Source organism: Klebsiella sp. LY (assembly GCF_004010915.1).
GTDB lineage: Bacteria > Pseudomonadota > Gammaproteobacteria > Enterobacterales > Enterobacteriaceae > Klebsiella > Klebsiella quasipneumoniae.
In genome coordinates this window covers 447110-472108 of the sequence record NZ_CP022444.1, presented here as the reverse complement: position 1 = coordinate 472108, position 24999 = coordinate 447110, and the positions used below count along the sequence as shown (strand labels likewise).

The window sequence follows — 24999 nt, the reverse complement described above, 5'->3', positions numbered from 1 at the left end:
TTAAAAAGGCCGCATCGCGGCCTTTTTCTTTTCTGTCGAAACTTACGCTTTAACGGCAGTGAGCATGATCTCCACCAGGATTTCTGGTCGCGCCATCTCCGCCTGCACGGCCGCTCGCGCCGGGCTATGGCCGTCCGGCATCCACTCCACCCACGCCTCATTGAACGCAGCAAAGTCACGTTCGATATTTTTCAGCCAGATCTGCGCGGAGAGAATATGCCGCTTATCGCTCCCGGACTCTGCCAGCAGGGCGTCGATCTTCTCCAGCACTTCGCGGGTCTGCAAGGTGATCTCCTCCTCGTTGCTTTTCGGCGTCTGTCCGGAGAGGAACAGCAGATTGCCATACTCAACGCTGGCGGAAAGACGAGGTTGTGGATGATTGCGAATAATTGTCATGCGGTTTGTTTCCATGTGAGACCTTCTAAAGAAATGTCTGGCATCTGATTGTCGATTAACGCGCCCAGCACCACCGCGCTGCCGGCGGCGAGGGTAAAGCCGAGGCTTCCCTGGCCGAGGTTCATCCACAGGTTGGGGTAGCCGGCGCGTCCCAGCAGCGGTGGGCCGGCTGGCGTTGAGGGGCGCATGCCGGTCCAGGCTTCGGCCTTGTCCAACCCCTCGAGTTCGGGAAAGCTACGGGCGACGATGCTCTTCAGCGCCTGAATGCGGCTTTCGCGCAGTTCGTCGCCGTCGTAGCCGATGTCCACCATCGCTGCGATGCGCAACTGCTGGCCAAGGCGGGCATAGACAATTTTGTGCCCATAGTCGGTAACGCTGATGTCCGGCGCAATGCCCGTCTGTTGGGGATAGGGAAGGGTCAGGCTATACCCCTTCAGGGCGCAGAGCGGCACGCGAACGCCCAGATGTCCCAGCAGCGGGCCGCTGCCGTTTCCGGCGGCGACGACATACTCATCGCCGGTGATGCTCCCGCGGCTGGTCTCCAGGGCGCTGACGCGTCCGCCGCGCTTAGTGAGCTGCAGCACCTCACAGTGGGTCAGCAGGCTGAAGCGGCTGCTGGCGGTGAGCTTGTCGAGCAGCGCAAGGCAAAACTGATGGCAATCCGCCGTTTCATCCCCCGGCGAATAAATGCCGCCCTGTAGCGAAGGGCTGATATGTTTTAGCGCCGGCTCCAGCCGCAGGCAGGCTTCAGCATTCAGCACCTGCTGATATTGAGGATCTATCCCTTTTGCCGCTTTAGTAAAATCGTATTCCCGGCGATGGATAATTAATTTTCCGCTGCGTCGCCAGTGAAAATCGGCAAGCCTATCCTCTTCCCGCCACGACTGCATAACCTGCCGGCTGAGCAGCGACAGACGCAATATATGGTCGCCGTTTATTTTATTGGTCTGGCTATTACAGGCGCGCAGGAACTGCAGCAGCCAGCGCCACTGCTGAAAAGAGATATTGAGACGCATATTGAGCGGCGAATCGGCTTTACCCATCCATTTCATCCCCTGCAGGGGAACGCCGCTGTCGGCAAGGGGAGCGACGTAGCGGTAACTTAATTGTCCGCCGTTGGCAAAACTGGTGGCCCTGGCCGGTTCGCCATTGCGCTCCAGTAATTGCACCTGATGGCCGCGCTTAATCAGTTCCCAGGCCGTGGCCAGACCGACCACGCCGCCGCCGATAATGACAATGCGTTTGTTCATAACCCGATATATCCACCGCTGATCAATTTATCGGGTTATGTCAAAGCATTTACCCCAGCGGCGCAATTGACTTTTTATGGTCAGGGTATAACCGCAGGTTAATCTCCTTGAGCTGCTGGCGCAGGCGCTGGCAGAGAAAATCGACGAACTTTTGCGCCATCGGGCTCAGGGAAACGTCGGCCCGCCGTAACAGGCAGAGGTTAATCGCGATCGGCGGCGTAATGGGATGGATCATCTCGGGAGAAAGGTTGTGCTGGGCGGAAAAGATATCGGTAATGCTGCAGCCCATGCCGCGCTTCACGAACTCGGTGGCCATATAGTATGTCTGGACGTTTAGCCGGGTAGTGGAAAAGTCGCGACGGGTGGCGATGGCGGCGGAGAGCGAGTGCGGCCCCGGCGAGATCCACCGCTGCTGGTCGATCTCGCTGATGTCCACCGCACCCTGACGATAATGACGGTCGATATACACCAGCGGCACTTCGGCAATCAGGGTGGTAAGGATCTCTCCCTGCTGCACCGGCTGCAGCGTCAGCGCTAAATCTATCTCGCGTAAATCCAGTTTTCTAACCAGCGTCTCGGTGTGTTCAGTGGTGAGCGTCATTACCAGATTGCTGTTTTGTTGATAAAAATCGGTCACCAGCTCCGGTACCAGGCTTAACCCCAGGCTTGGCAGGCAGCCTAAGGTGATTTTAGCGCGCGGATCGCGGGCCAGGTTATCGGCCAGCAGGCGCAGGTTATCGAGGTCCTGATAAATAGTCTGCGCTTTTTCGAAAAGTGTGATCGCCTCGCTGGTCGGCAGCAGCTTGCCGCGCACCCGCTGAAAGAGGGTAAAGCCCAGCTTCAGCTCGGCGCTTTTTAACGCTTTGCTGGCCGCTGGCTGGGAGATATTGAGCGATTCCGCTGCCCGCGACAGAGAGCCGCAGGTCATGACGGCATAGAAGATTTCCAGATGACGCAGTTTCATGAACAGTTAACTCAGGGTTATAGCCTACCGATAAAAAGTCATTTTCTACTAACACTAAGTTAACATAAATTTAATCACCAATCAGCGCATTGGTTACATATTGTGCTGCTGGCCCCGCCTGATGGCGGAATAAAACGCTCTCAGAATCGTTTCCTTTGTACCCCACCAGACCCTCAGGCCGTGGCCAATAATGAAAAAGAGGGAGGATATTTTCTGAGCAGGCCCCAATACACCACCTGACCTTTACGGTCGGATTGATTGGCATTAAGGAGTGTTATGAGTGACTCAACGCTCGCAGGCAATACGCCTGTCAGACGAAATATCACGCGAAAAAACGTTATTACCGGTCTGTTATTGCTGCTGTTCGTGTTGATTGCGCTGTGGTGCCACGGTCGACCGGGCAGCGAGCTTGGCCTGCTGGGATTTACGCCGCTGGTGGCGTTAGCGATATTATCGCTGATCGGCGTCGATATTGTGCTGGCGGTCATCTCCTCGATTATTATCGCCATGATCATGACCTCGACCGGTCTCCCGGAAATGGGCGTGATGCTGGCGAAATCCACCGGGTCATTTATTGCCACCGTCGGGCTTATCATTATGCTCGGCGCCGGCGTGGGGGAGGTAGCCACCCGCACCGGTGCGGCGGTTGAGCTGGTGAAATTCGTGGTCCACCGTATTGGGCTGTCGAGCCAGACGCGGGTCAAGTTCGGCATTGTGGTGTCATCGATTTTAATTTGCGGTTCGCTGGGCACCATGGCCGGCGGCAACGCGATTATTGTCGCAGTGATTATCCCCGTAGCGGCGGCGGTACGCTTAACGCCGCCGACGGTGGCCGCGCTGATGATGACCGCCGGTTCCGTTGGACTCTTTACCGGGCCCTTCACCCCCAGCACCGTGACGATCCTCAGCCTTGGCGGACTGAGCTATCCGGATTATCTGCTGTATGTCGGCCTGCCGATGAGCGCCGTCACCCTGTTAGCCGGCTGGATCATGGCGGGACGGATCCAGAAGATGACCGAAGGCAAACTGTGCTATGAGGTCGATCTCTCGGAAAAGCCGCAAGAGGAACTTAACGCCGCGCAGCAGCGCCGGCGTAAATTAAGCGCGCTGGCTTTCGCCGCGACCATCATCGTGATGGCGGTAGTTGGAGTGGTGATTAAAGCCGGCTTTAGCTTTGCAATTATCGTCATGCTGCTGGTGGCGCTGATGACCGGGCTGGTGGGCGGCCTGCGGCCGACGCAGATCCTGCAGGCCCTCTATCACGGCTGCGGTCGTCTGGTGTGGATGTTTATTCTCTACTGGCTGTACAACCCGATCCTTGAGCTGATGGATGGCCTGCACGCCTATCAGGGGCTGCTGGAGTATACCCAGCCGTTGCTGGAGGGGATCTCCCCGGCCTGGCTGTGCTTTAGCATCTTCGCGTTCAATATTATCGGCCATGTGCCTGGCGCGGCGGTGGCCCAGATGACCTTTACTCATAAAATCTTTGGCCCAATGCTGATGGCCGCCGGCGTGCCGCCGCAGGGGACCACCGCGGTGCTGCTGGCCTCGTCTCAGGTGGACTGGTTCGGGCCGTTCCCCTCATCGGACATGTTCGGCCAGATGGGGCTGGCACAGTCTACTCATCTGAAATACATGCTCTATAACGGCTGGGCAATCGTGGTGGCGAACATCATTCTCTTCGCGCTGCTGTTTCAGATCCTGGTGTAAAGCGGGATGGTCGACGCGGGGGAGCCTCCTCCGCGTCGACGTTTGGCTGTGAGGTTTTCCTTTTCTCACCGCGACAGCCACCGTAAAATCAGCCTCTTGTTCCCAGTGCGTAATGGAATCTATGCTGACTCTCGCCCATCTCCAACAGCGCCGCAGCCGGCGTTGGCTCTTTGGTTTAACGCTGTTGCTGCTGGTCACCCTGCTGATCAGTCTGTGCGCGGGGGATCAATGGATCCCGCCCGGTGAGTGGTTCAGCGCCAAGGGGCAGCTGTTTATCTGGCAGATCCGCCTGCCGCGGACCCTGGCGGTGCTGCTGGTGGGGGCGGCGCTGGCGCTCTCCGGGGCGATAATGCAGGCGCTGTTTGAAAATCCGCTGGCGGAACCGGGTCTGCTGGGCGTCTCCAACGGCGCGGGCGTCGGGCTGATTGCCGCCGTCCTGTTGGGCAAAGGCCTGTTACCAGGCTGGGCGCTTGGGCTGTGCGCGATCCTCGGCGCGCTGCTGATCACCTTTATTCTGCTGCGTTTCGCCCGCCGCCATCTTTCCACCAGCCGTCTGCTGCTGGCGGGGGTGGCGCTGGGCATCATCTGCAGCGCCCTGATGACCTGGGCGGTGTACTTCTCCACCTCTTTTGACCTGCGGCAGCTGATGTACTGGATGATGGGCGGGTTTGGCGGCGTCGACTGGCAGCAGCTGTGGCTGATGATAGCCCTCCTGCCGGTACTCTGCTGGGTCTGTCTGCAGTCACAACCCCTGAATTTACTGGCGCTGGGCGAAGTCTCCGCCCGTCAGCTCGGGCTGCCGCTGTGGCTGTGGCGCAAGCTGCTGGTGGTGGCGACCGGCTGGATGGTCGGCGTGAGCGTGGCGCTGGCGGGGGCGATTGGCTTTATCGGCCTGGTGATCCCACACATTCTGCGGCTGTGCGGCTTGAGCGATCACCGGGTGTTGCTCCCGGCCTGCATGCTGGCGGGGGCAAGCGCTTTGCTGGGGGCGGATATTATCGCCCGGCTGGCGCTTTCCGCCGCTGAGCTGCCGATTGGCGTGGTGACGGCGACGCTGGGCGCGCCGGTCTTTATCTGGTTGCTGCTGCGCTCGCGGTGACGGGGATAGCGCGACGCCGTCTGCAGGGACGGCGCCGGCTCGGGCTTACCAGCCTTTGATCGCGTCGCCTTTGTAGACTTCCTTCGCTTTTTCCGCGACTTCACTGGTCTGGAAGGCGGCTTTCAGTTCCTGAATTTTCTTGCTGTCCTTGTTATCCTCGCGGGCGACGATCGCATTCACGTAAGGGGAATCCGGTCCCTCCATGAACAGGCCGTCGCGGGCGGCCGACAGGCCGGCCTGGGCGGAGAAGTTGGTGTTAATGATTGACAGGCTGACGTTCGGGTCATCCAGAGTACGAGTCAGCTGCGGGGTATCCACCTCCACAATTTTCAGCTGTTTTGGGTTGTCGATGATATCCAGCGTGGTGGGTAAATAGCCGACGCCCGGTTTCAGCTTGAGCAGTCCCTGCGCCTGAAGCAGCAGCAGGCTGCGGCCCAGGGTGGTGGTTTCATTAGAGATGGTCACTGTCGCCCCCTCAGGGAGCTCGCTGATATTTTTGATACGATGTGAATAGGCGGCGATAGGGAAGACAAAGGTTTTACCCACCACCGCGAATTTATAGCCGCGCTCCTTCGACTGCGCCTCAAGGTAAGGCAGGGTCTGGAAGGCGTTGGCATCCACATCTTTGTTGTTCAGCGCTTCGTTAGGCAGCACGTAATCATTGAAGGAGACCACTTCGACGTCGAGGTGATATTTATCCTTCGCTACCTGCTCCACTACTTTCCAGATGGCTTCGTCCGGCCCGGTATTGATAGCGACTTTCACTTTATTATCTTCATCCGGAGAGCAGGCGCTCAGCAGGGCGACAGAGGCGGCGATTAACGCCAGGCTAAACAACTTCTTCATCAATAAAACTCTCTTAAATTAACAAGTAACAAAACCATATTACATTCATGGAACACTGTACACGGAAATGGTTGCCTGCCCAATTGAGAGGATTTCATGTTGCCGACGGGCAGCGAAGCGCTGTTACATCATGCGACAACTCGCGGGGATTGGCAGTAGAATGGCGGGCGCTGAATCCGCTACAGTAGATAGGGATCACCTTCACCGGAAACCGGTTTATCCATTGAGGACAGGCTATGCAACATGACATTCTGAATACCGAAGTGACGACCATTGATGGCGAGAAAACCACCCTGGCATCCTTTGCCGGCAAGGTGCTGCTGATCGTCAATGTGGCCTCCAAATGCGGCCTGACGCCGCAGTATGAGCAACTGGAGGACCTGCAAAAGCAGTTTGCCGGCGAGGGCTTCAGCGTCCTGGGCTTCCCCTGCAACCAGTTCCTCGGCCAGGAGCCGGGCAGTGAAGAAGAGATTAAGACCTTCTGCAGCACCACCTACGGCGTCACCTTCCCGCTGTTCAGCAAGATTGACGTCAACGGCGAACATCGCGCGCCGCTCTATCAAAAGCTGGTTGCTGCCGCGCCGAAGGCGGTGGCCCCGGAAGGCAGCGGTTTTTATGAGCGGATGGCCAGCAAGGGCCGGGCGCCGCTGTACGTGGACGACATTCTGTGGAATTTCGAAAAATTCCTCGTCGATCGCCAGGGCAACGTCATTCAGCGCTTCTCTCCGGACATGACGCCGGACGATCCGCAGCTGGTGGCGGCGATTAAAGGAGCGCTGGCGAAATAATGTCGTTTCTGATGCAGCTACAGGATGTAGAAGCGGCGGGGCGTTTGGCCCCGTTTTCTGCGGCCTTTCGCGCCGGGGAGATCGTCCACCTGGTGGGGCCTAACGGCGCAGGGAAGAGCACGCTGCTGGCCCGCATGGCGGGACTGTCCGACGGCCCCGGTACGATTCATTTTAACGGACGACGGCTTGACGAGTGGCCGGCGACGGAGCTGGCGCGCCGTCGCGGATATCTGTGTCAACACCAGACCCCGCCGTTCGCCATGCCGGTGTGGCACTACCTGGCGCTGCATATGCAGCAGCAGGGTGATAGCGCCCGTCTGAGCGATATCGCGGCCCGGCTTGGTCTGGACAATAAGCTGGGCCGTCCGGTCAATCAGCTGTCGGGCGGCGAGTGGCAGCGCGTGCGGCTGGCGGCAGTGATCCTGCAGATCGATCCCTTAAGCAATCCCGTGGGTCAACTGCTGCTGCTGGATGAGCCGATGAACAGTCTGGATGTGGCCCAGCAGGCGGCGCTGGATCGGCTGTTACGCGAGCTAAGCGCGGCGGGAATTGCGGTGGTGATGAGCAGTCACGATCTCAACCACACTTTGCGCCATGCCGGACAGAGCTGGCTGCTCTGCCAGGGGGAAGCCATCGCCTGCGGGGAGACCGCCGAGGTGCTGAATGAGGAAAATTTAACCGCCGCCTATGCGATCCCGTTCCAGCGCGTGGAGGTGGCCGGTCATATTATGCTCATCGCGTCACAGTAGCACGCAGTTATCTTGTCACTATATTGATAAACAAGCTAAATTATTGCGATAAAGAGACTAGGGACAGAGGGATCATCTGAAATGCGCTTCTGGTTCATGTTGGCGGCGGCGTTAATTTTAGCCGGCTGCAGCAGCCATCGGGCACCGCCGCCGAATCCTCGGCTGGCTGACTCCATTACGGTGGTGGCGAATCTGAACGAGCAGCTGCGCAGCTGGCGCGGCGCACCGTATCGCTACGGCGGCATGACGCCGCGCGGCGTCGACTGCTCCGGCTTTGTGGTGCGCACGTTTCGCGATAAATTTGCCCTCCAGCTGCCGCGCGAAACCCGCGAGCAGGCGGAAATCGGTACCCGGATTGATAAGCGCGATCTGCTGCCTGGCGATCTGGTGTTCTTCAAAACCGGCTCAGGCGAAAGCGGCCTGCACGTCGGCATCTACGATACCGATAACCAGTTTATACATGCCTCCACCAGTCAGGGCGTCACCCGTTCCTCGCTGGATAACGTCTACTGGAACAAAAAGTTCTGGCAGGCGCGGCGTATCTGACGTCATTCAGCGGCCTGAGGGAAGCGAGCGCTTCCCTTTTTTATGCCGATAACCCTGCACTCCGCCCGTGTTAATCCGCTGTTCCAGGCACTACACTGGAGAGAGGAGGAATCATGACCCTTTCTTTTACCACCCACTGGCGGGATGAACTGCCGGACTTTTACACCTCCCTGTCACCAACGCCGCTGGATAACGCCCGACTCATCTGGCGCAACGCCCCGCTGGCGCAACAGCTGGGCGTCCCTGACGCGCTGTTTGCGCCTGAAAACGGGGCCGGCGTCTGGGGCGGGGAAGCGCTGCTCCCGGGCATGTCCCCGCTGGCGCAGGTATACAGCGGCCATCAGTTTGGCGCCTGGGCCGGCCAGCTGGGCGACGGCCGCGGGATCCTGCTCGGCGAGCAGCAGCTGGCGGATGGCCGTCGTTACGACTGGCATCTGAAAGGCGCCGGCCTGACCCCCTATTCGCGGATGGGGGACGGCCGCGCCGTGCTGCGCTCGACGATCCGGGAGAGTCTGGCGTCAGAGGCGATGCACGCCCTGGGGATCCCGACGACGCGCGCCCTGGCGATGGTGACCAGCGATACGCCGGTCTACCGCGAGCGCGTGGAGCCTGGCGCGATGCTGATGCGGGTGGCCGAGAGCCATGTCCGCTTTGGCCATTTCGAACATTTTTACTATCGTCGCGAGCCGCAGAAGGTCCAGCAGCTGGCCGACTATGTCATTCGCCACCACTGGCCGCAGCTGCAGGATGAGGCGGACAAGTACCTGTTATGGTTCCGTGACGTTGTCACGCGTACCGCGCAGACCATCGCCAGCTGGCAAACCGTGGGCTTTGCCCATGGGGTGATGAATACCGACAACATGTCGATTCTCGGTTTGACCATCGACTACGGCCCGTATGGCTTCCTTGACGATTTTCAGCCGGACTTCATCTGCAACCATTCCGACTATCAGGGGCGCTACAGTTTTGAAAACCAGCCGGCGGTGGGGCTGTGGAATCTGCAGCGTCTGGCCCAGTCGCTGTCGCCGTTTATCAGCGCCGAAGCGCTGAATGCGACGCTGGATGAGTATCAGCACGCCTTGCTGACCGCCTATGGCCAGCGGATGCGCGACAAGCTTGGCCTGTTCAGCCAGCAGAAAGGGGATAACGACCTGCTCGACGGTCTGTTTGCCCTGATGATCCGCGAGAGAAGCGACTATACCCGAACGTTCCGCCTGCTGAGCCACAGCGAACAGCTCAGCGCCGCCTCGCCGCTGCGCGACGAGTTTATCGACCGTGCGGCTTTCGACAGCTGGTTCGCCGGATATCGCGCGCGGCTGCGTGATGAACAGGTGGGGGATGCCCAGCGCCAGCAGCGGATGCAGGGCGTCAACCCGGCGCTGGTATTACGTAACTGGCTGGCGCAGCGGGCGATCGAGCAGGCTGAGGCTGGCGATATGGGGGAGCTGGAGCGTCTGCATGCCGCGCTGGCCGATCCTTTCACCGATCGCGAGGACGACTACGTCCGCCGGCCGCCGGACTGGGGGAAACGTCTGGAAGTCAGCTGCTCGAGCTAACTCGCCTCGCCCCGCGCACCGCGGGGCGACTATTTGGTCAGGATCAACTTCCCGGCGTGGGTCTGGCGCAGCAGATAGCGCTGGCCGCCATGCTCAATGACTACCCGTCCTTCGCTGCCTAACAGAACCCGACTGCTGATCTGTCTGTCCGTCGCCACGGGATAGGGGGCATTGTCTTTTGGTTTTTCAGCTGTGGCAGTGTTATCCATACGCGTCATAGCTCTCAAAATAAAAATCAAAGCAACAATGATAATCATTATCAATAATGTTGTTTTTGACGGCAAGCGTTATTTATCGTGTTACCGAATTTGGTAGGGAATGTCAGAAGGGGTTCGCCCACCGCATGCGCGGCGGGCGGAGCGGTCACAGACGGGTGGCCGTGGCGGCCGCCAGCTCGCTCAATAAACGTTCGCTGTCTTCCCAGCTCAGGCAGGGATCGGTGATCGACTGGCCCCAGGCCAGCGGCTGGCCGGGAACCACTTTCTGGGTCCCTTCCTGCAGGAAGCTCTCCGCCATAATGCCGGCGATGGCGGTAGAGCCCGCGCGAATTTGCTGACAGATATCGGCGCACACCTCCAGCTGACGGCGATGCTGCTTCTGGCAGTTGCCATGGCTGAAGTCGACCACCAGCTGCTCCGGCAGATCGAATTCCCGCAGCGCCTCGCCGGCGGCGGCGATGTCCTCGGCGTGATAGTTCGGCCGTTTGCCGCCGCGCATAATGATATGCCCGAACGGGTTGCCGCTGGTCTGGTAAATCGTCATCTGCCCCTGCTTGTCCGGGGAGAGGAACATATGGCTGGCGCGGGAGGCGCGGATGGCGTCCACGGCGATGCGCGTATTGCCGTCGGTGCCGTTTTTAAACCCGACCGGGCAGGAGAGCGCCGAAGCCATTTCACGGTGAATCTGACTTTCAGTGGTGCGCGCCCCGATGGCTCCCCAGCTGATGAGATCGGCGATAAACTGACCGGTCACCATATCGAGAAACTCGGTGGCCGTCGGCACCCCCAGCTCATTGACCTGCAGCAGCAGGCGCCGTGCCAGCTCAATCCCGTGGTTGACCCGGTAGCTGCCGTTGAGGTCCGGATCGGAGATTAAGCCTTTCCAGCCCACCACAGTACGGGGTTTTTCAAAGTAGGTGCGCATCACGATCTCCAGCTGCGGCTGGTAGCGCTCGCGCATGGTCTGCAGGCGGCGGGCATACTCCATCGCCGCGTCGGTGTCGTGAATGGAGCAGGGGCCGATAATCACCAGCAGGCGGCGGTCTTCGCCGTTGAGGATTTTTTCAATTCGGCGACGGGAGGCCGAGACGTGGGCGGCCACGTCGGCCGTAACGGGATGGCGCTGGGCCAGCTCCGCGGGCGTTACCAGGCTTTCAATGCGCGCGGTACGCAATTCGTCTGTTTTATTCATTGGGGTCTCAAAAATCTGTTTCTTCGCCAGCGAAAATGCCGGGAAGTGATGCGCATCACGATAAACCAATCCCTGCTTATTGCAAGAGCAGGGCATGATCCTGTATAGGCCACGGGTGATAGCATAAACAAATTTTTAATAATGTACTAGTGTATTAGTACATCCTGCGATTCAGCCCCATGATGTCCATGATTTTTGTCGCTATTTCCTCAACGGAATAGTTGGTGCTGTTCAGGCAGGGGATTTTATTCTTGCGATACAGCGCCTCCACTTCGGTCACTTCCATCCGACACTGGCGCAGCGAGGCGTAGCGGCTGTTCTCCCGGCGCTCCTCGCGGATCGCCGCCAGACGTTCCGGATTGATGGTCAGGCCGAACATCTTATGCTGCAGGGGTTTCAGCGAGGCCGGCAGAACCAGATTGTCCATATCGTCGGCGATAAACGGATAGTTGGCGGCGCGAATGCCGTACTGCATGGCGAGGTACAGACTGGTGGGCGTCTTGCCGCAGCGCGACACGCCGAGGAGGATCACCTGCGCCTGGTCAAGGTTGCGCAGCGAGATGCCATCGTCATGGGCGAGGGTGTAATCGATGGCGGCGATACGCGCATCGTATTTGATCAGGTTCCCGGGGTTCAGGCCGTGGGTGCGGTGCGCCACCGGGGTCGGGTCGAGGTTGAGCTCCTGCTGCAGCGGGGCCACCAGCGCCTGAACGATATCCTGACAAAAGCCCTCGCTTTGCAGAATGATATCGCGGATCTCCGGAATGACGATGGAATAGAACACCAGCGGGCGGATGCCCGTTTGCTGATAAATCGCGTCAATCTGCTCTTTCACCGCCCGCGCACGGCTGATATTTTCCACAAACGGCAGGGTCACGCTGCTGATGGCGACCGGGAATTGCGACATGACGGCATGTCCCAGCACCTCCGCCGTAATGGCGGTACCGTCAGAAATATAAAATACGTGGCGATCTACAGCACTTTCCATTTTGACCATCCGGTATAATGAGTTTAATTGCCTGAAAGCGGATATTAAATTTAAGCATATCCCTGTTTGATTTGTCTCTTGTTAAAATTGAAACACTATTTTTGTTTTTTATGAAAAGGGTGGTTCATTTTCTTTTTTTTGCCGTTATTTCCAGCGTTTCTCGTCATAATTCCTAAAAATCATCAAGTTATCTATATCAGAGGAACAGTCCGAAAAAAGAAAAAATAATTTGCTTGAACGATTCACCGTTTTTTTCAGCACCATAAATATGTCAGGATAATCTTGCAGTCGATCGTGAAATTTTTTTCACTGGTATTAAATCACAAAAGGATTGTCTCGATGTCCAACAATGGCTCGTCACCGCTGGTGCTTTGGTATAACCAACTCGGCATGAATGATGTAGACAGAGTTGGGGGCAAAAATGCCTCCCTTGGTGAAATGATTACGAATCTGTCCGGTATGGGTGTTTCCGTACCTAACGGGTTTGCCACCACCGCTGATGCTTTCAACCAGTTCCTGGACCAAAGCGGTGTTAACCAGCGCATCTATGCGCTGCTGGATGAAACCGACATTGACGACGTTTCCGCATTAGCGAAAGCGGGCGCGCAGATCCGACAGTGGATCATCGATACCCCCTTCCAGAGCGAACTGGAAAACGCGATTCGCGATGCTTATGACCTGCTGTCCGCCGATGACGCCGAGGCCTCATTCGCCGTGCGCTCTTCCGCCACCGCGGAAGATATGCCGGATGCCTCCTTCGCCGGGCAGCAAGAGACATTCCTCAACGTGCAGGGCTTTGACGCCGTGCTCGTTGCCGTGAAGCACGTATTTGCTTCACTGTTTAACGATCGCGCGATCTCCTATCGCGTGCATCAGGGTTACGATCATCGCGGCGTGGCGCTCTCCGCCGGGGTGCAGAGGATGGTCCGCTCCGATCTGGCCTCCTCCGGCGTCATGTTCTCCATCGATACCGAATCCGGCTTTGACCAGGTGGTGTTTATCACCTCGGCGTGGGGTCTGGGCGAGATGGTGGTGCAGGGCGCGGTGAACCCGGACGAATTCTACGTCCACAAACCGACGCTGGCCGCTGGCCGCCCGGCGATCGTGCGCCGCACTATGGGCTCGAAAAAGATCCGCATGGTTTACGCGCCGACCCAGGAGCACGGCAAGCAGGTGCGTATCGAAGATGTGCCGCAGGCGCAGCGCGATATCTTCTCGTTAACCAACGAGGAGGTGCAGGAGCTGGCGAAGCAGGCGGTGCAGATCGAGAAGCACTACGGCCGTCCGATGGATATCGAGTGGGCGAAAGATGGCCACACCGGTAAGCTGTTTATCGTCCAGGCGCGTCCGGAAACCGTGCGTTCCCGCGGCCAGGTGATGGAGCGTTATACCCTCCACGCTCAGGGGCAGATCATCGCCGAAGGGCGCGCCATCGGCCATCGCATTGGCGCCGGTCCGGTGAAGGTGATCCACGATATCAGCGAGATGAACCGCATTGAGCCGGGCGACGTGCTGGTTACCGATATGACCGACCCGGACTGGGAACCGATCATGAAGAAAGCCTCGGCGATCGTCACCAACCGCGGCGGCCGTACCTGCCACGCGGCGATCATCGCCCGTGAGCTGGGTATTCCGGCGGTGGTCGGCTGCGGCGATGCCACCGATCGCATTCAGGAAAACCAGAACGTGACCGTCTCCTGCGCCGAAGGCGATACCGGCTATGTCTACGCCGAGCTGCTCGACTTCAGCGTCAAGAGCTCCAGCGTCGGCGACATGCCGGATCTGCCGCTGAAGGTGATGATGAACGTCGGCAACCCGGATCGCGCCTTCGACTTCGCCTGCCTGCCGAACGAAGGCGTGGGTCTGGCGCGGCTGGAGTTTATCATCAACCGCATGATTGGCGTGCACCCGCGCGCGCTGCTGGAGTTTGACGACCAGGAGCCGGGCCTGCAGAACGAAATCCGCGAGCTGATGAAAGGCTACGATTCGCCGAGAGAGTTCTACGTTGGCCGCCTGACCGAAGGGATCGCCACCCTCGGTGCCGCTTTCTATCCGAAACGGGTGATCGTGCGTCTGTCGGACTTCAAGTCGAACGAATACGCCAACCTGGTAGGCGGCGAGCGCTATGAGCCGGAAGAAGAGAACCCGATGCTCGGCTTCCGCGGTGCCGGACGCTACGTTTCCGAAAGCTTCCGCGACTGCTTCGCGCTGGAATGTGAAGCCATGAAGCGCGTGCGTAACGACATGGGGCTGATCAACGTAGAAGTGATGGTGCCGTTCGTCCGTACCGTTGCCCAGGCGAAAGCGGTGGTCGAAGAGCTGGAGCGTCAGGGGCTGAAGCGCGGCGAGAACGGGCTGAAGATCATCATGATGTGCGAGATCCCGTCGAACGCATTGCTGGCGGAGCAGTTCCTCGAATACTTCGACGGCTTCTCCATCGGTTCGAACGACATGACCCAGCTGGCGCTCGGTCTGGACCGCGACTCCGGCGTGGTCTCTGAGCTGTTTGATGAACGCAACGACGCGGTGAAAGCCCTGCTGTCGATGGCGATCCGCGCCGCGAAGCAGCAGGGTAAATACGTCGGCATCTGCGGCCAGGGGCCGTCTGACCATGAAGATTTTGCCGCCTGGCTGATGGAGGAGGGGATCGATAGCCTGTCCCTCAACCCGGACACCGTGGTGCAAACCTGGTTAGGTCTGGCGGAACTGAATAAATAAGTTCGCCCTGACAACACCGATCCCCGGCAGCGATGCCGGGGATTTTTTTTGCCTGTGTCAGAGCGCCAGGCGACGTGAGCGCAGGACAAAAAAAAGCCCATCGTGGGAGATGGGCAAAGACTACACACAGCAATTCGTTGTTTCACTCAGGGGATTTCCATGCTTATAAATCAAGGTGTTGATTTATAACCGTGAGCTAATAGTAGGCAGCGGGGCCTTTGCCGTCGATCAGATTCCTCTCAATAGTTAAATTGTTGTGAAGGTCCGGAAGGTGAAACGCGGGTGAGGGGCCTACAAGTCTGGCGTTGAGCCGGCGATCAATAAATTTTGCTTAACAATTGTGCTGGCGGGGAAACAGGCGGGTCTCCCCGCCTGACAATGCATTACTTGCGCCCGGCCTCCAGCTCGCTGAGCTCTTCGAGCACGACGTCGGGGTCTTTCGGCGGCGGCGGCACTTCGTGCACCCAGGCGTCATACAGGCGCCAGGAGACGGCCAGCAGCACCGGACCGATAAACAGACCGATCATGCCGAAGGCGATCAGGCCGCCAATGACGCCGGTAAGAATGAGGATCATCGGCAGGTCGGCGCCCATGCGGATAAGCACCGGGCGGATAACGTTGTCCATGGTGCCGACCACGCAGCTCCACACCAGCAGCACGGTGCCCCAGGTGGTGTCCCCGCTCCAGTAAAGCCAGATAATCGACGGCACCAGAACCAGCAAAGGCCCGAGCTGGACCAGACAGGTAAAGATCATCACCACGGTCAGCAGAGCGGCGTAGGGCACGCCGGAGATGGCAAGGCCGATACCGCCCAGCACCGCCTGGGTGAGGGCTGTCACCACCACGCCCAGCGCCACGGCGCGCACGGCCTGGCCGGCCAGCAGCACGGCGGCGTCACCGCGTTTAGCCGCCAGGCGCGTGGCGAAATAGCGGAAACCGTAGGCCACCTGCTCACCGCGCCAGTAGAGCAACGCGCTGAACAGCAGCATCAAACCGCAGTAGACCAGAAGCTTGCCGATGTGCGCCGCCTGACCGACAAACCAGCTGGTAGTGGTGCCAATATAGGGGCGAACCTTGGCCATAATCGCCGAGCCGCCCATATCCAGCAGGCCATGCCAGGCGGAGTAGAGCTTATCGCCCACCAGCGGCACGCTGTTGAGCCAGGCGAAATCCGGCAGCGTCACATTTCCGCTGCTGATGAGTTTGATCAGCGGAACGCTGTTATCCACCAGGCTGTTGACCAGCAGAGCGATAGGAATAACGAATAGCAAAAACAGCAGCAGGGTCATCGCCAGCACCGCCAGCATCCGTTTGCCGAACAGCACACGCTGCAGACGCAGCAGCACCGGCCAGGTGGCGATCACCACGGTGCCGGCCCAGGCGAAGGACAGAATAAACGGCTGCACAACCCACAGGCAGGATATGATAATCAGGGCCAGGAACAGCACCGACAGCAGTATTTGCGGTATGTCCCGAGGCTGATGGGGGTTAATCATAGATAAATTTTACCTTTCCAGTCGCGCCAAAAAGCTGGCGCCGCGTAAATCCATGTACTGATAATAATATCAATAATTTTGCCGGGCTGATTTTGCACAGAAAACACGTGGGCGCATATGAAAAAAATGTGATAAAAAGTTGAATGCGCTACGCAAACGTTTAGTTAGCACCAACACAATATTTTCAAACACAACATAGTCAGGCAGGGTCAAGTGTGATGATCCCACAAATTTCTCAGGCGCCAGGGGTAGTTCAGCTGGTGCTGAATTTTTTGCAGGTACTGGAGCAACAGGGTTTTACCGGCGATACCGCCACCAGCTATGCCGACAGGCTGACGATGGCCACCGACAACAGCGTCTATCAGCTGCTGCCGGATGCGGTCCTTTTTCCACGTTCCACGGCAGACGTCGCGCTACTGGCGCGCGTCGCCGCCGAACCACGCTTTAAATCGCTGATCTTCACCCCGCGCGGCGGCGGCACCGGCACTAACGGCCAGGCGCTGAACGGCGGAATTATCGTCGATATGTCCCGCTATATGAACCGCATTATCGAAATCAACCCCGAAGAGGGTTGGGTGCGCGTTGAAGCCGGAGTCATCAAAGATCAGCTGAATCAGTTTCTCAAGCCCTATGGCTATTTCTTTTCCCCGGAGCTCTCCACCAGCAACCGCGCTACCCTGGGCGGGATGATTAACACCGACGCGTCCGGACAGGGATCGCTGGTGTACGGTAAGACGTCGGATCACGTGCTTGGCCTGCGGGCGGTGCTGATGGGCGGTGATATCCTCGATACCCAGGCGGTGCCGGTGGCGCTGGCGGAGACGCTGGGCAATACGCCCTCGACGATCGGCCGGATCTACAACACGGTCTACCAGCGCTGCAAGGCGCAGCGCGAGCTGATCATGGATAAGTTTCCCAAACTCAACCGCTTCCTCACCGGATACGATCTGCGCCACGTCTTTAACGATGAGATGAGCGAGTTCGACCTGACCCGAATTTTAACCGGTTCGGAAGGGACGCTGGCGTTTATTACCGAAGCGCGGCTGGATATTACCCGCCTGCCGAAGGTGCGCCGGCTGGTCAACGTCAAATATGACTCCTTTGACTCTGCGCTGCGTAATGCACCCTTTATGGTGGAAGCCAAGGCCCTGTCGGTGGAGACCGTCGACTCTAAGGTCCTCAATCTGGCGCGCGAGGATATCGTCTGGCACTCGGTGAACGAACTGATCACCGACGTACCTGATAAAGAGATGCTCGGGCTGAATATCGTCGAATTCGCCGGGGATGACGCGGCGCTGATTGACCAGCAGGTCACCACCCTGTGCCAGCGGCTGGACGAGCTGATGGCCCGCAGCGAGGCGGGAGTCATCGGCTGGCAGGTTTGTCACGATCTTGATGGCGTGGAGCGCATCTATGCCATGCGCAAGAAGGCGGTAGGCCTGTTGGGTAATGCCAAAGGTGCCGCCAAGCCGATCCCCTTTGCCGAGGATACCTGCGTCCCGCCCGAACACCTGGCGGATTATATCGTCGAGTTCCGCGCGCTGCTCGACAGCCACGGCCTGAGCTACGGCATGTTTGGCCACGTCGACGCCGGGGTGCTGCATGTGCGCCCGGCGCTGGACATGTGCGATCCGCAGCAGGAGGTGCTGATGAAGCAGATCTCCGACGATGTGGTGGCGCTGACGGCGAAGTATGGCGGCCTGCTGTGGGGGGAACATGGCAAAGGCTTTCGCGCGGAGTACAGCCCGGCCTTCTTTGGCGAGGCGCTGTACGGCGAACTTAGGAAGATCAAAGCGGTCTTCGATCCCGATAACCGCCTGAACCCAGGGAAAATCTGTCCTCCGGAAGGGGTCGACGCGCCGATGATGAAAGTCGACGCGGTGAAGCGTGGCACCTGGGATCGGCAGATCCCCATCGCGGTGCGCAGCAGCTGGCGCGGGGCGATGGAGTGTAATGGCAACGGGTTGTGCTTCAACTTTGACGTAAAAAGTCCGATGTGTCCGTCGATGAAAGTCAGCAACCAGCGCATCCACTCGCCGAAAGGGCGGGCGACGCTGGTCCGCGAATGGCTGCGTCTGCTGGCGGATCGCGGCGTCGATCCCAATCAGCTGGAGAAGGCGCTGCCGGAGCAGGGCGTTAGCCTGCGCTCGCTGGTGGCTCGCACCCGTAACAGTTGGCATGCGCGCAAAGGGGAATATGACTTCTCGCACGAGGTCAAAGAGGCGATGTCCGGCTGTCTGGCCTGCAAAGCCTGTTCGACCCAGTGCCCGATCAAAATCGATGTCCCGGAGTTCCGCTCGCGCTTCCTGCAGCTGTATCACAGCCGCTATCTGCGTCCGGTGCGGGATCATCTGGTGGCGTCGGTGGAGTCCTATGCGCCGCTGATGGCCCAGGCGCCGAAGACCTTTAACTTCTTCATTAACCAGCCGTGGCTGAAAAAGCTGTCGGAGAAGCATATCGGGATGGTCGATCTGCCGCTGCTCTCGGCGCCGTCGCTGAAGCAGCAGATGGCCGGCCACCGCTCCGCCAATATGACCCTTGAGCAGCTCGAAGCGCTGAGCGACGAGCAGAGGGCGAAGATGGTGCTGGTGGTGCAGGATCCCTTCACCAGCTATTACGACGCTCAGGTGGTGGCTGACTTTATCCGTCTGGTCGAGGCCTTAGGCTATCAGCCGGTGCTCCTGCCGTTCTCGCCGAACGGCAAGGCGCAGCATATTAAAGGATTCCTGACCCGCTTCGCGCGCACCGCGCAGAAAACGGCAGACTTCCTTAACCGCGTGGCGCAGCTGGGTATGCCGCTGGTCGGCGTCGATCCGGCGCTGGTGCTTTGCTACCGCGATGAATATAAGCAAACGCTCGGCGACAAGCGCGGCGATTTCCAGGTCATGCTGGTGCATGAGTGGTTGCCGAAGGCCCTGCCGACCAACGCCCGTCCCGATCTCGGCGGCGAGCCCTGGTACCTGTTCGGTCATTGTACGGAAGTGACCGCGCTGCCGGCGGCGACAAAGCAGTGGGCAGAGATTTTTGCCCACTTCGGCGCGAAGCTGGAAAACGTCAGCGTTGGGTGCTGCGGGATGGCAGGCACCTATGGTCATGAAGTGAAAAACCATGCCAACTCGCTGGCCATTTACGCGCTCTCCTGGCAGCAGGCGATGCAGCGGCTGCCGCGTAACCGCTGTCTGGTGACGGGCTACTCCTGCCGCAGCCAGGTGAAGCGCATTGAAGGCAGCGGCGTTCGCCATCCGCTGCAGGCGTTACTGGAGATAATCGGATGATTTGGAAACGTCAGACCACGCTGGAGCAGCTCAACCGGCTCGGTGAGGGAAACATGGTAGGGCTGTTGGATATTCGCTTTGAGACGTTTACCGACGATACGCTGGAGGCCACCATGCCGGTGGATGGCCGCACCCAGCAGCCGTTTGGTCTGCTGCACGGCGGGGCGTCGGTGGTGCTGGCGGAGACGCTGGGGTCGGTGGCGGGTTATCTGTGCAGCGAAGGCGAACAGAAGGTGGTGGGGCTGGAGGTTAACGCCAACCACATCCGTTCAGCGCGTGGGGGCCGGGTGCGGGGCGTGTGCAAAGCGCTGCACGTCGGGACTCGCCATCAGGTCTGGCAAATTGAAATCTTCGACGAACAGTCGCGATTGTGCTGTTCATCGCGGCTAACCACCGCGGTAATATAAACCGTAAGGGGGAGGCGAATAGCCTCCCTTTTTTCAAGGTAATAAGCGGCAAAGGGCCTGGCAGCGCGAGAGATGGCGTGAGAACACTACCGCGCAGCGGCAAGAAATTATCTAATAAATAGATTATCACCGATCCAATCTCGTTATATATGCTACTCTTTTCAATACGAAATGCATAAAGGTAACAAGAGGACGGTTAACCATGGGTATTCTTTCCTGGATCATTTTTGGACTTATTGCCGGTATTTTAGCCAAGTGGATTATGCCGGGGAAAGACGGCGGCGGGTTTATTGTAACCATTATTCTGGGGATCATCGGCGCCGTGGTCGGCGGCTGGATCAGCACCTTCTTTGGTTTTGGCAAAGTCGACGGGTTTAATTTCGGCAGCTTCGTGGTGGCGGTAATCGGTGCGCTGGTTGTGCTGTTTATCTACCGTAAAGTGCGCAGCTAATTCTCTGCATTCTGTTTTATTCAAGTTAACAAAAGCTGCCGCTTATCGCGGCAGCTTTTTTATTATCGCAGGACTCAGGCAGCGTACCCACGCCAGGGCTATTGCCCGTCGGCATCCTCCGCAACCGGCACCACCTCCACGTGAACTTCGTAGTGCTTCGCCTGACCGGTCGGGATCAGGGCGGTTAGTTTGTTAATGGTTTCCGCCGGCGTATCGGTCGCGACCGTTGCTGAAAACAGCACCGGCTTGCGCGGCGGAAACGGTGGCGGGAACGGCGGCAGGGGACCATGACCCATCTCCAGCGGAGGACGGCCGCCGTTGTCGACAGCGGGCGTCGGAGCGTCGGTTTTATCAGCCGCAAAAGCGCTGGCGGCGGCCACGGCAGCAATAGCGAACAGCGCAAAGAGAGCTTTTTTCATCTGGTTATCCTCGATAAGCAAGTGCATAAAGAGTAGAGGGCGGCGGCAGGCGGGACAATGCCGTGCGGCGCGAATCCTCTGAATCTCCTTTATTCCTCGCGAATGTGAAGGTCAGATGAGAGCGGGTGTCATTGTGTTCGGGAGCCTCTTAATTCAGCAGTACGCTCATAATCAGCAGCACGGCCATGCACATCGACATAATACTGATATCAACAATCATTCTTTACGACAAAAGCTCCAGCAAACGGGTACGGCGGCCAGGTCACAGCACGTATTATAGTGGTTAAAGATTGTACCCTGCATGCATTCCCTGGACAAACGATTATTAGCCTGGCGTTGCCTGAACTGCCGCGCCTGACCATGGCTTCATGATGATACCGCGAACCGTACCTTGCCCTTAGCGGAGCAACATGAGGATAGCTCATGTTGCAATGAATTTAAGTCGCTTTCCCTCCATCACCGACTCTGGCAAAAATAGACCCATTAACGAATCAACAACATTTACCGGTTGAAGCGCGCCAGGTCTGACTCTGCGTCGCCAGTGGAGAGTACTCCGCTTATTCCGCTTTATGCCCGACACCAGGATGGACAATCGCCATGAATAACGAATTTACCTATACGATTAAGCGCAGCCGGTTTGATGAAAATTATAACCCTGCGGAAAATACGCGTATTACCACCAATTTTGCCAATTTGGCGAGAGGGGAGAGCCGTCAGGACAATCTGCGCAATACGTTAATCATGATGAATAACCGGTTTAATACCCTGGCGCACTGGGATAATCCCTACAACGATCGCTATGCGGTGGAACTGGATATTATTTCTGTCGAGATGAATATTGCTGATGCCGCCAGTTTTCCGGTGATAGAGATCCTGCAAACGCATATTGTCGATAAAAAAACCGGTGAGCGCCATGCCGGTATCGTCGGCAATAACTTCTCTTCCTGGGTACGGGATTATGATTTTAGCGTGCTGCTGCTGGAGCATAATAAAGACCAGAGCCGCTTCAGCGTGCCCGAAAACTTTGGCGAGCTGCACGGCAATATCTTTAAGGATTTCGTGCAATCCAGCGCCTATAAGACCAGTTTCAGCAAGGCGCCGGTGATTTGTCTGAGCGTATCCAGCAAAGATGTTTATCGTCGCACCGGTAACGAACATCCGGTTCTCGGTATTGAATATGCCCAGGAAGGCGTCTCGCTGACCGAGCGCTATTTCAGCAAAATGGGGCTGCAGGTGCGCTATTTTATGCCGAAACACAGCGTCGCGCCGTTGGCCTTCTATTTTTCCGGCGATCTGCTCAGCGATTACACCAGCCTGGAGCTGATCGCGACCATCAGCACGATGGAGACGTTTCAAAAAATATATCGTCCGGAGATTTACAACGCGAATTCCGCGGCGGGGCAATACTATCAGCCCAATCTCAATCACCTGGATCATTCCGTCACCAAAATTGTGTATGACCGGGAAGAGCGCAGCCTGTTGGCGATAGAGCAGGGTAAATTTACACAACAACATTTTATCGACCCGCACAAGACGTTGCTTGAGCAATGGTCTGCTAACTTCGCGCGTTGCTAAACCAATATAAAAGGTTCCTTATTATGAAAACATGGCTTCCGACCTCCACCGCTGGCAGTTTACCGAAACCTTCCTGGCTGGCGCAGCCAGAGACCCTGTGGTCGCCCTGGAAACTGTCCAGCGAAGAATTACTGGCCGGCAAGCGCGACGCCCTGCGTTTGTCCCTCGACGACCAGCTGCGGGCCGGGATCGATATTGTCAGCGACGGCGAGCAAACGCGGCAGCACTTTGTCACCACCTTTATTGAACACCTCAGCGGCGTTGATTTTGCCAAACGCGAGATCGTGAAAATTCGTAACCGCTATGAGGCCAGTGTTCCAACCGTGGTGGGCGCCGTAGAGCGCCAGAAACCGGTCTTCGTTGAGGACGCGCGCTATCTGCGTCAGCTCACCAGTCAGCCGATAAAATGGGCGCTGCCGGGCCCCATGACCATGATCGATACGCTGTATGACAATCACTATAAAAGTCGGGAAAAGCTGGCCTGGGAGTTCGCCAAAATCCTCAATCAGGAAGCGAAAGAGTTAGAGGCCGCCGGGGTCGATATTATTCAGTTCGATGAGCCGGCCTTCAACGTCTTCTTCGATGAGGTGAACGACTGGGGGATCGCCGCGCTGGAACGAGCCACTGAAGGGCTGAAGTGCGAGACGGCAGTGCATATCTGCTACGGCTACGGCATCAAGGCCAATACCGACTGGAAAAAAACGCTGGGCTCAGAGTGGCGTCAGTATGAGGAGGCCTTCCCGCAGCTGCAGAAATCGTCCCTCGATATTATCTCTCTCGAGTGCCACAACTCGCGGGTACCGATGGATCTGCTGGAGTTGATCCGCGGTAAAAAGGTGATGGTCGGGGCGATCGATGTCGCCAGCCATGCGATTGAAACTCCGGAAGAGGTGGCTGCTACCCTGCGCAAGGCGCTGGCGTTCGTCGATGCCGACAAGCTCTACCCCTCCACCAACTGCGGTATGGCGCCGCTGCCGCGCCAGGTCGCGACCGGCAAACTGCACGCCTTAAGCGCCGGTGCCGAGATCGTTCGCCGCGAGCTGGCGGTAAAATAAGGCGGACTGGCTTTCGTGCGCTTCTCCCGGTTAACCTCCTGAGCGGGCCGTTACCCGCTCAGCGTCAGGTTGCCGCCAGCGGGCGGCAGATCGCCCGCAGGGCGACGGCACTGCACAACGGAAACAGCGCCAGCAGAAGCCAGGGATAGACCGCCTGCGGCGAGGGGGTGAGCGCCTGGTCAAGCAAATGGCCGAGCAGCAAATTCCCGGCTAACACCGCGCACCCACCCGCAGTGGCGAGCGCCCCGTAGTGGGCGCCCAGCGTCGACTCCTCGGCAAACAGCGGGATGAGATCCTTGGCTGAGGGCACCAGCAGCATCTGGCCGAGGGTGAGCAGTGTGACAAAGCAGGCCGACGGCAAAAATCGCAGCCAGCCGGCGGCGGGCGGCGAGGCGGCGAATAACGCCACGCTGACGAAGGAAGCCGACAGCAGCAGAAAGCCCACCGGCAGAATGCGCACGGCGCCAATACGACGGGCGAAGCGGGCGAGAGGAAGCTGTAGGGTAATAATCAACAGCGAGGCCAGCATAAAAAGCGGCGCCAGATCCTGCTCACGGCCGCCTGCGCGTTGGATCTCCACCGGCAGGGCGAGATACAGCTGGTTGTAGCTCAACAGCCATGAACTGTAAGCAATAATAAACGCGACGAAGCGCGGCTGGCGCAAAGGGGTCCACCACGGAACCCGGCTGCGCGTTTGGGGCCTCTGCCCGTCGGCGGGCAGACAGAAAAAGAGCACCAGCAGCGCCAGAAGAAATAGCCCCGCACCGGCGAGGGCGATATGCCGAAAGCCGATCCCGCTCAGTAACCCTCCGGCCACCGGGCCGATAACCGCTCCCAGCTCACCGCACACCGCAAACAGCGCAAACCACTCTGCGCGGCTGCGTTTTCCGTTGGCCTGGCTGTGGGTCCCGGTTCGCGCCAGCAGGGCCTCGATCGACGGGGAAAACAGCGCCCCGCCGACGCCCGTCAGGCAGGCGCCGAGGATAATCGGCTCCAGCGTTGTGCCGCACGCCAGCAGCAGATAGCCGGCAACGCGGACCACGCAGCCGGTGAGGATGATCGCCTTAGCGCCGTAGCGGTCGGCCAGCGTCCCGCCGATGATAAACATGCCCTGCTGAGAGAAGGTGCGCAGCCCGAGGATCAGGCCGATAAGCCCGCCGGAAAGCAGCATCTCGTCGCGCAGGAAGAGGGCAAGGAAAGGGACGACCGCATAAAAGCCAATATTAAAAACGAACTGGCTTCCCAGTAAAACGGGAGGCCAGAGGGTCGCCGCAGGGCGCAGGGGGAAGAGAGGCATACTC

Annotated in this window: 23 protein-coding genes and 1 other RNA gene; 12 read left to right on the top strand and 12 right to left on the bottom strand. The window is 58.5% G+C overall.

The annotated features are described in order from the left end of the window. Positions 1-42: 42 nt before the first annotated feature. From CE636_RS05110 to CE636_RS05100, 3 genes are read right to left on the bottom strand one after another with little or no spacing between them, the layout of a single operon-like run. Complete coding sequence (locus CE636_RS05110; RefSeq protein WP_004203134.1) at positions 43-396, bottom strand: RidA family protein; 354 nt, start codon at positions 394-396, stop codon at positions 43-45. Further along, positions 393-1658: a D-amino acid dehydrogenase gene (locus tag CE636_RS05105; protein ID WP_323125872.1), complete on the bottom strand. Its 1266-nt coding sequence runs from the start codon at positions 1656-1658 to the stop codon at positions 393-395. Before CE636_RS05105 ends, CE636_RS05110 begins: the two co-directional genes overlap by 4 nt. Positions 1659-1695: 37 nt before the next feature. After that, the gene (locus CE636_RS05100; protein WP_004203130.1) at positions 1696-2610 is read right to left on the bottom strand and encodes a LysR family transcriptional regulator; all 915 of its coding nucleotides are present in this window, start codon (positions 2608-2610) and stop codon (positions 1696-1698) included. Positions 2611-2886: 276 nt separating this feature from the next. Between CE636_RS05100 and CE636_RS05095 the strand changes: the two genes are divergently transcribed. Together CE636_RS05095 and btuC are read left to right on the top strand one after the other, a co-directional pair. Beyond that, entirely contained in the window at positions 2887-4320 is a 1434-nt protein-coding gene (locus tag CE636_RS05095) for a hypothetical protein (RefSeq protein WP_004203129.1), read from the top strand. Between the two features lie 121 nt (positions 4321-4441). Further along, a complete protein-coding gene (gene btuC, locus CE636_RS05090) occupies positions 4442-5419 on the top strand; it encodes a vitamin B12 ABC transporter permease BtuC (protein ID WP_004203127.1) in 978 nt (325 codons plus the stop codon). 45 nt (positions 5420-5464) lie between these two features. Here btuC and CE636_RS05085 read toward each other — a convergent pair whose 3' ends face one another. Continuing rightward, entirely contained in the window at positions 5465-6265 is an 801-nt protein-coding gene (locus CE636_RS05085) for a MetQ/NlpA family ABC transporter substrate-binding protein (protein WP_004203125.1), read from the bottom strand. Between the two features lie 236 nt (positions 6266-6501). On the opposite strand from CE636_RS05085, the gene CE636_RS05080 reads away from it, so the two are divergent. The 4 genes from CE636_RS05080 to selO all read left to right on the top strand — a co-directional run bounded on the left by CE636_RS05080 (position 6502) and on the right by selO (position 9904). Beyond that, positions 6502-7053: a glutathione peroxidase gene (locus CE636_RS05080; RefSeq protein ID WP_004203124.1), complete on the top strand. Its 552-nt coding sequence runs from the start codon at positions 6502-6504 to the stop codon at positions 7051-7053. Then, positions 7053-7802 (top strand): vitamin B12 ABC transporter ATP-binding protein BtuD, encoded by a 750-nt coding sequence (gene btuD, locus CE636_RS05075; RefSeq protein WP_017900780.1) that lies wholly within the window; start codon positions 7053-7055, stop codon positions 7800-7802. The genes CE636_RS05080 and btuD overlap by 1 nt, the downstream gene beginning before the upstream one ends. Positions 7803-7883: 81 nt before the next feature. Beyond that, positions 7884-8348, top strand: a complete 465-nt coding sequence (locus tag CE636_RS05070; RefSeq protein ID WP_002909082.1) for an NlpC/P60 family protein — start codon at positions 7884-7886, stop codon at positions 8346-8348. Between the two features lie 113 nt (positions 8349-8461). Beyond that, positions 8462-9904: a protein adenylyltransferase SelO gene (selO, locus tag CE636_RS05065; protein WP_017900781.1), complete on the top strand. Its 1443-nt coding sequence runs from the start codon at positions 8462-8464 to the stop codon at positions 9902-9904. A 29-nt stretch (positions 9905-9933) separates the two neighbouring features. On the opposite strand, the gene hemP is transcribed toward selO, so the two are convergent. The 4 genes from hemP to CE636_RS28550 form a co-directional block, all read right to left on the bottom strand. Next, a complete protein-coding gene (gene hemP, locus CE636_RS05060; protein ID WP_023290103.1) occupies positions 9934-10113 on the bottom strand; it encodes a hemin uptake protein HemP in 180 nt (59 codons plus the stop codon). Positions 10114-10267: 154 nt separating this feature from the next. Then, on the bottom strand, positions 10268-11314 hold the full coding sequence (gene aroH, locus CE636_RS05055; RefSeq protein WP_004203118.1) for a 3-deoxy-7-phosphoheptulonate synthase AroH: 1047 nt from the start codon (positions 11312-11314) through the stop codon (positions 10268-10270). A 154-nt stretch (positions 11315-11468) separates the two neighbouring features. After that, positions 11469-12302: a pyruvate, water dikinase regulatory protein gene (locus CE636_RS05050; RefSeq protein ID WP_002909061.1), complete on the bottom strand. Its 834-nt coding sequence runs from the start codon at positions 12300-12302 to the stop codon at positions 11469-11471. A 144-nt stretch (positions 12303-12446) separates the two neighbouring features. After that, entirely contained in the window at positions 12447-12566 is a 120-nt protein-coding gene (locus CE636_RS28550) for a hypothetical protein (protein WP_004203117.1), read from the bottom strand. Between the two features lie 75 nt (positions 12567-12641). On the opposite strand from CE636_RS28550, the gene ppsA reads away from it, so the two are divergent. Beyond that, positions 12642-15020, top strand: a complete 2379-nt coding sequence (gene ppsA, locus CE636_RS05045) for a phosphoenolpyruvate synthase (RefSeq protein ID WP_017900783.1) — start codon at positions 12642-12644, stop codon at positions 15018-15020. A gap of 85 nt (positions 15021-15105) precedes the next feature. Here the strand turns inward: ppsA and rprA are convergent. Together rprA and ydiK are read right to left on the bottom strand one after the other, a co-directional pair. Next, positions 15106-15213, bottom strand: an RNA gene (rprA, locus tag CE636_RS05040) — antisense sRNA RprA. A 190-nt stretch (positions 15214-15403) separates the two neighbouring features. Then, positions 15404-16516 carry an AI-2E family transporter YdiK gene (gene ydiK, locus CE636_RS05035; protein WP_004203114.1) on the bottom strand — a complete coding sequence of 371 codons (1113 nt, stop codon included), beginning with the start codon at positions 16514-16516 and terminating at the stop codon, positions 15404-15406. A 218-nt stretch (positions 16517-16734) separates the two neighbouring features. Between ydiK and CE636_RS05030 the strand changes: the two genes are divergently transcribed. From CE636_RS05030 to CE636_RS05020, 3 genes are all read left to right on the top strand, one after another. Continuing rightward, a complete protein-coding gene (locus CE636_RS05030) occupies positions 16735-19791 on the top strand; it encodes an FAD-binding and (Fe-S)-binding domain-containing protein (protein ID WP_017900784.1) in 3057 nt (1018 codons plus the stop codon). After that, entirely contained in the window at positions 19788-20198 is a 411-nt protein-coding gene (gene menI, locus CE636_RS05025) for a 1,4-dihydroxy-2-naphthoyl-CoA hydrolase (protein ID WP_004203111.1), read from the top strand. Before CE636_RS05030 ends, menI begins: the two co-directional genes overlap by 4 nt. Before the next feature lie 202 nt (positions 20199-20400). After that, the gene (locus CE636_RS05020) at positions 20401-20649 is read left to right on the top strand and encodes a GlsB/YeaQ/YmgE family stress response membrane protein (protein ID WP_004203110.1); all 249 of its coding nucleotides are present in this window, start codon (positions 20401-20403) and stop codon (positions 20647-20649) included. 98 nt (positions 20650-20747) lie between these two features. Here the strand turns inward: CE636_RS05020 and CE636_RS05015 are convergent, their stop codons facing one another. Then, complete coding sequence (locus tag CE636_RS05015; protein ID WP_004203108.1) at positions 20748-21068, bottom strand: hypothetical protein; 321 nt, start codon at positions 21066-21068, stop codon at positions 20748-20750. 597 nt (positions 21069-21665) lie between these two features. Between CE636_RS05015 and CE636_RS05005 the strand changes: the two genes are divergently transcribed. Both CE636_RS05005 and CE636_RS05000 read left to right on the top strand, forming a co-directional pair. Then, complete coding sequence (locus tag CE636_RS05005) at positions 21666-22643, top strand: DUF1852 domain-containing protein (RefSeq protein WP_004203107.1); 978 nt, start codon at positions 21666-21668, stop codon at positions 22641-22643. A 23-nt stretch (positions 22644-22666) separates the two neighbouring features. Then, complete coding sequence (locus CE636_RS05000; RefSeq protein ID WP_004203106.1) at positions 22667-23698, top strand: methionine synthase; 1032 nt, start codon at positions 22667-22669, stop codon at positions 23696-23698. A 64-nt stretch (positions 23699-23762) separates the two neighbouring features. Here the strand turns inward: CE636_RS05000 and CE636_RS04995 are convergent, their stop codons facing one another. Further along, the gene (locus tag CE636_RS04995) at positions 23763-24995 is read right to left on the bottom strand and encodes an MFS transporter (protein ID WP_017900785.1); all 1233 of its coding nucleotides are present in this window, start codon (positions 24993-24995) and stop codon (positions 23763-23765) included. Between the last annotated feature and the right edge of the window lie 4 nt (positions 24996-24999).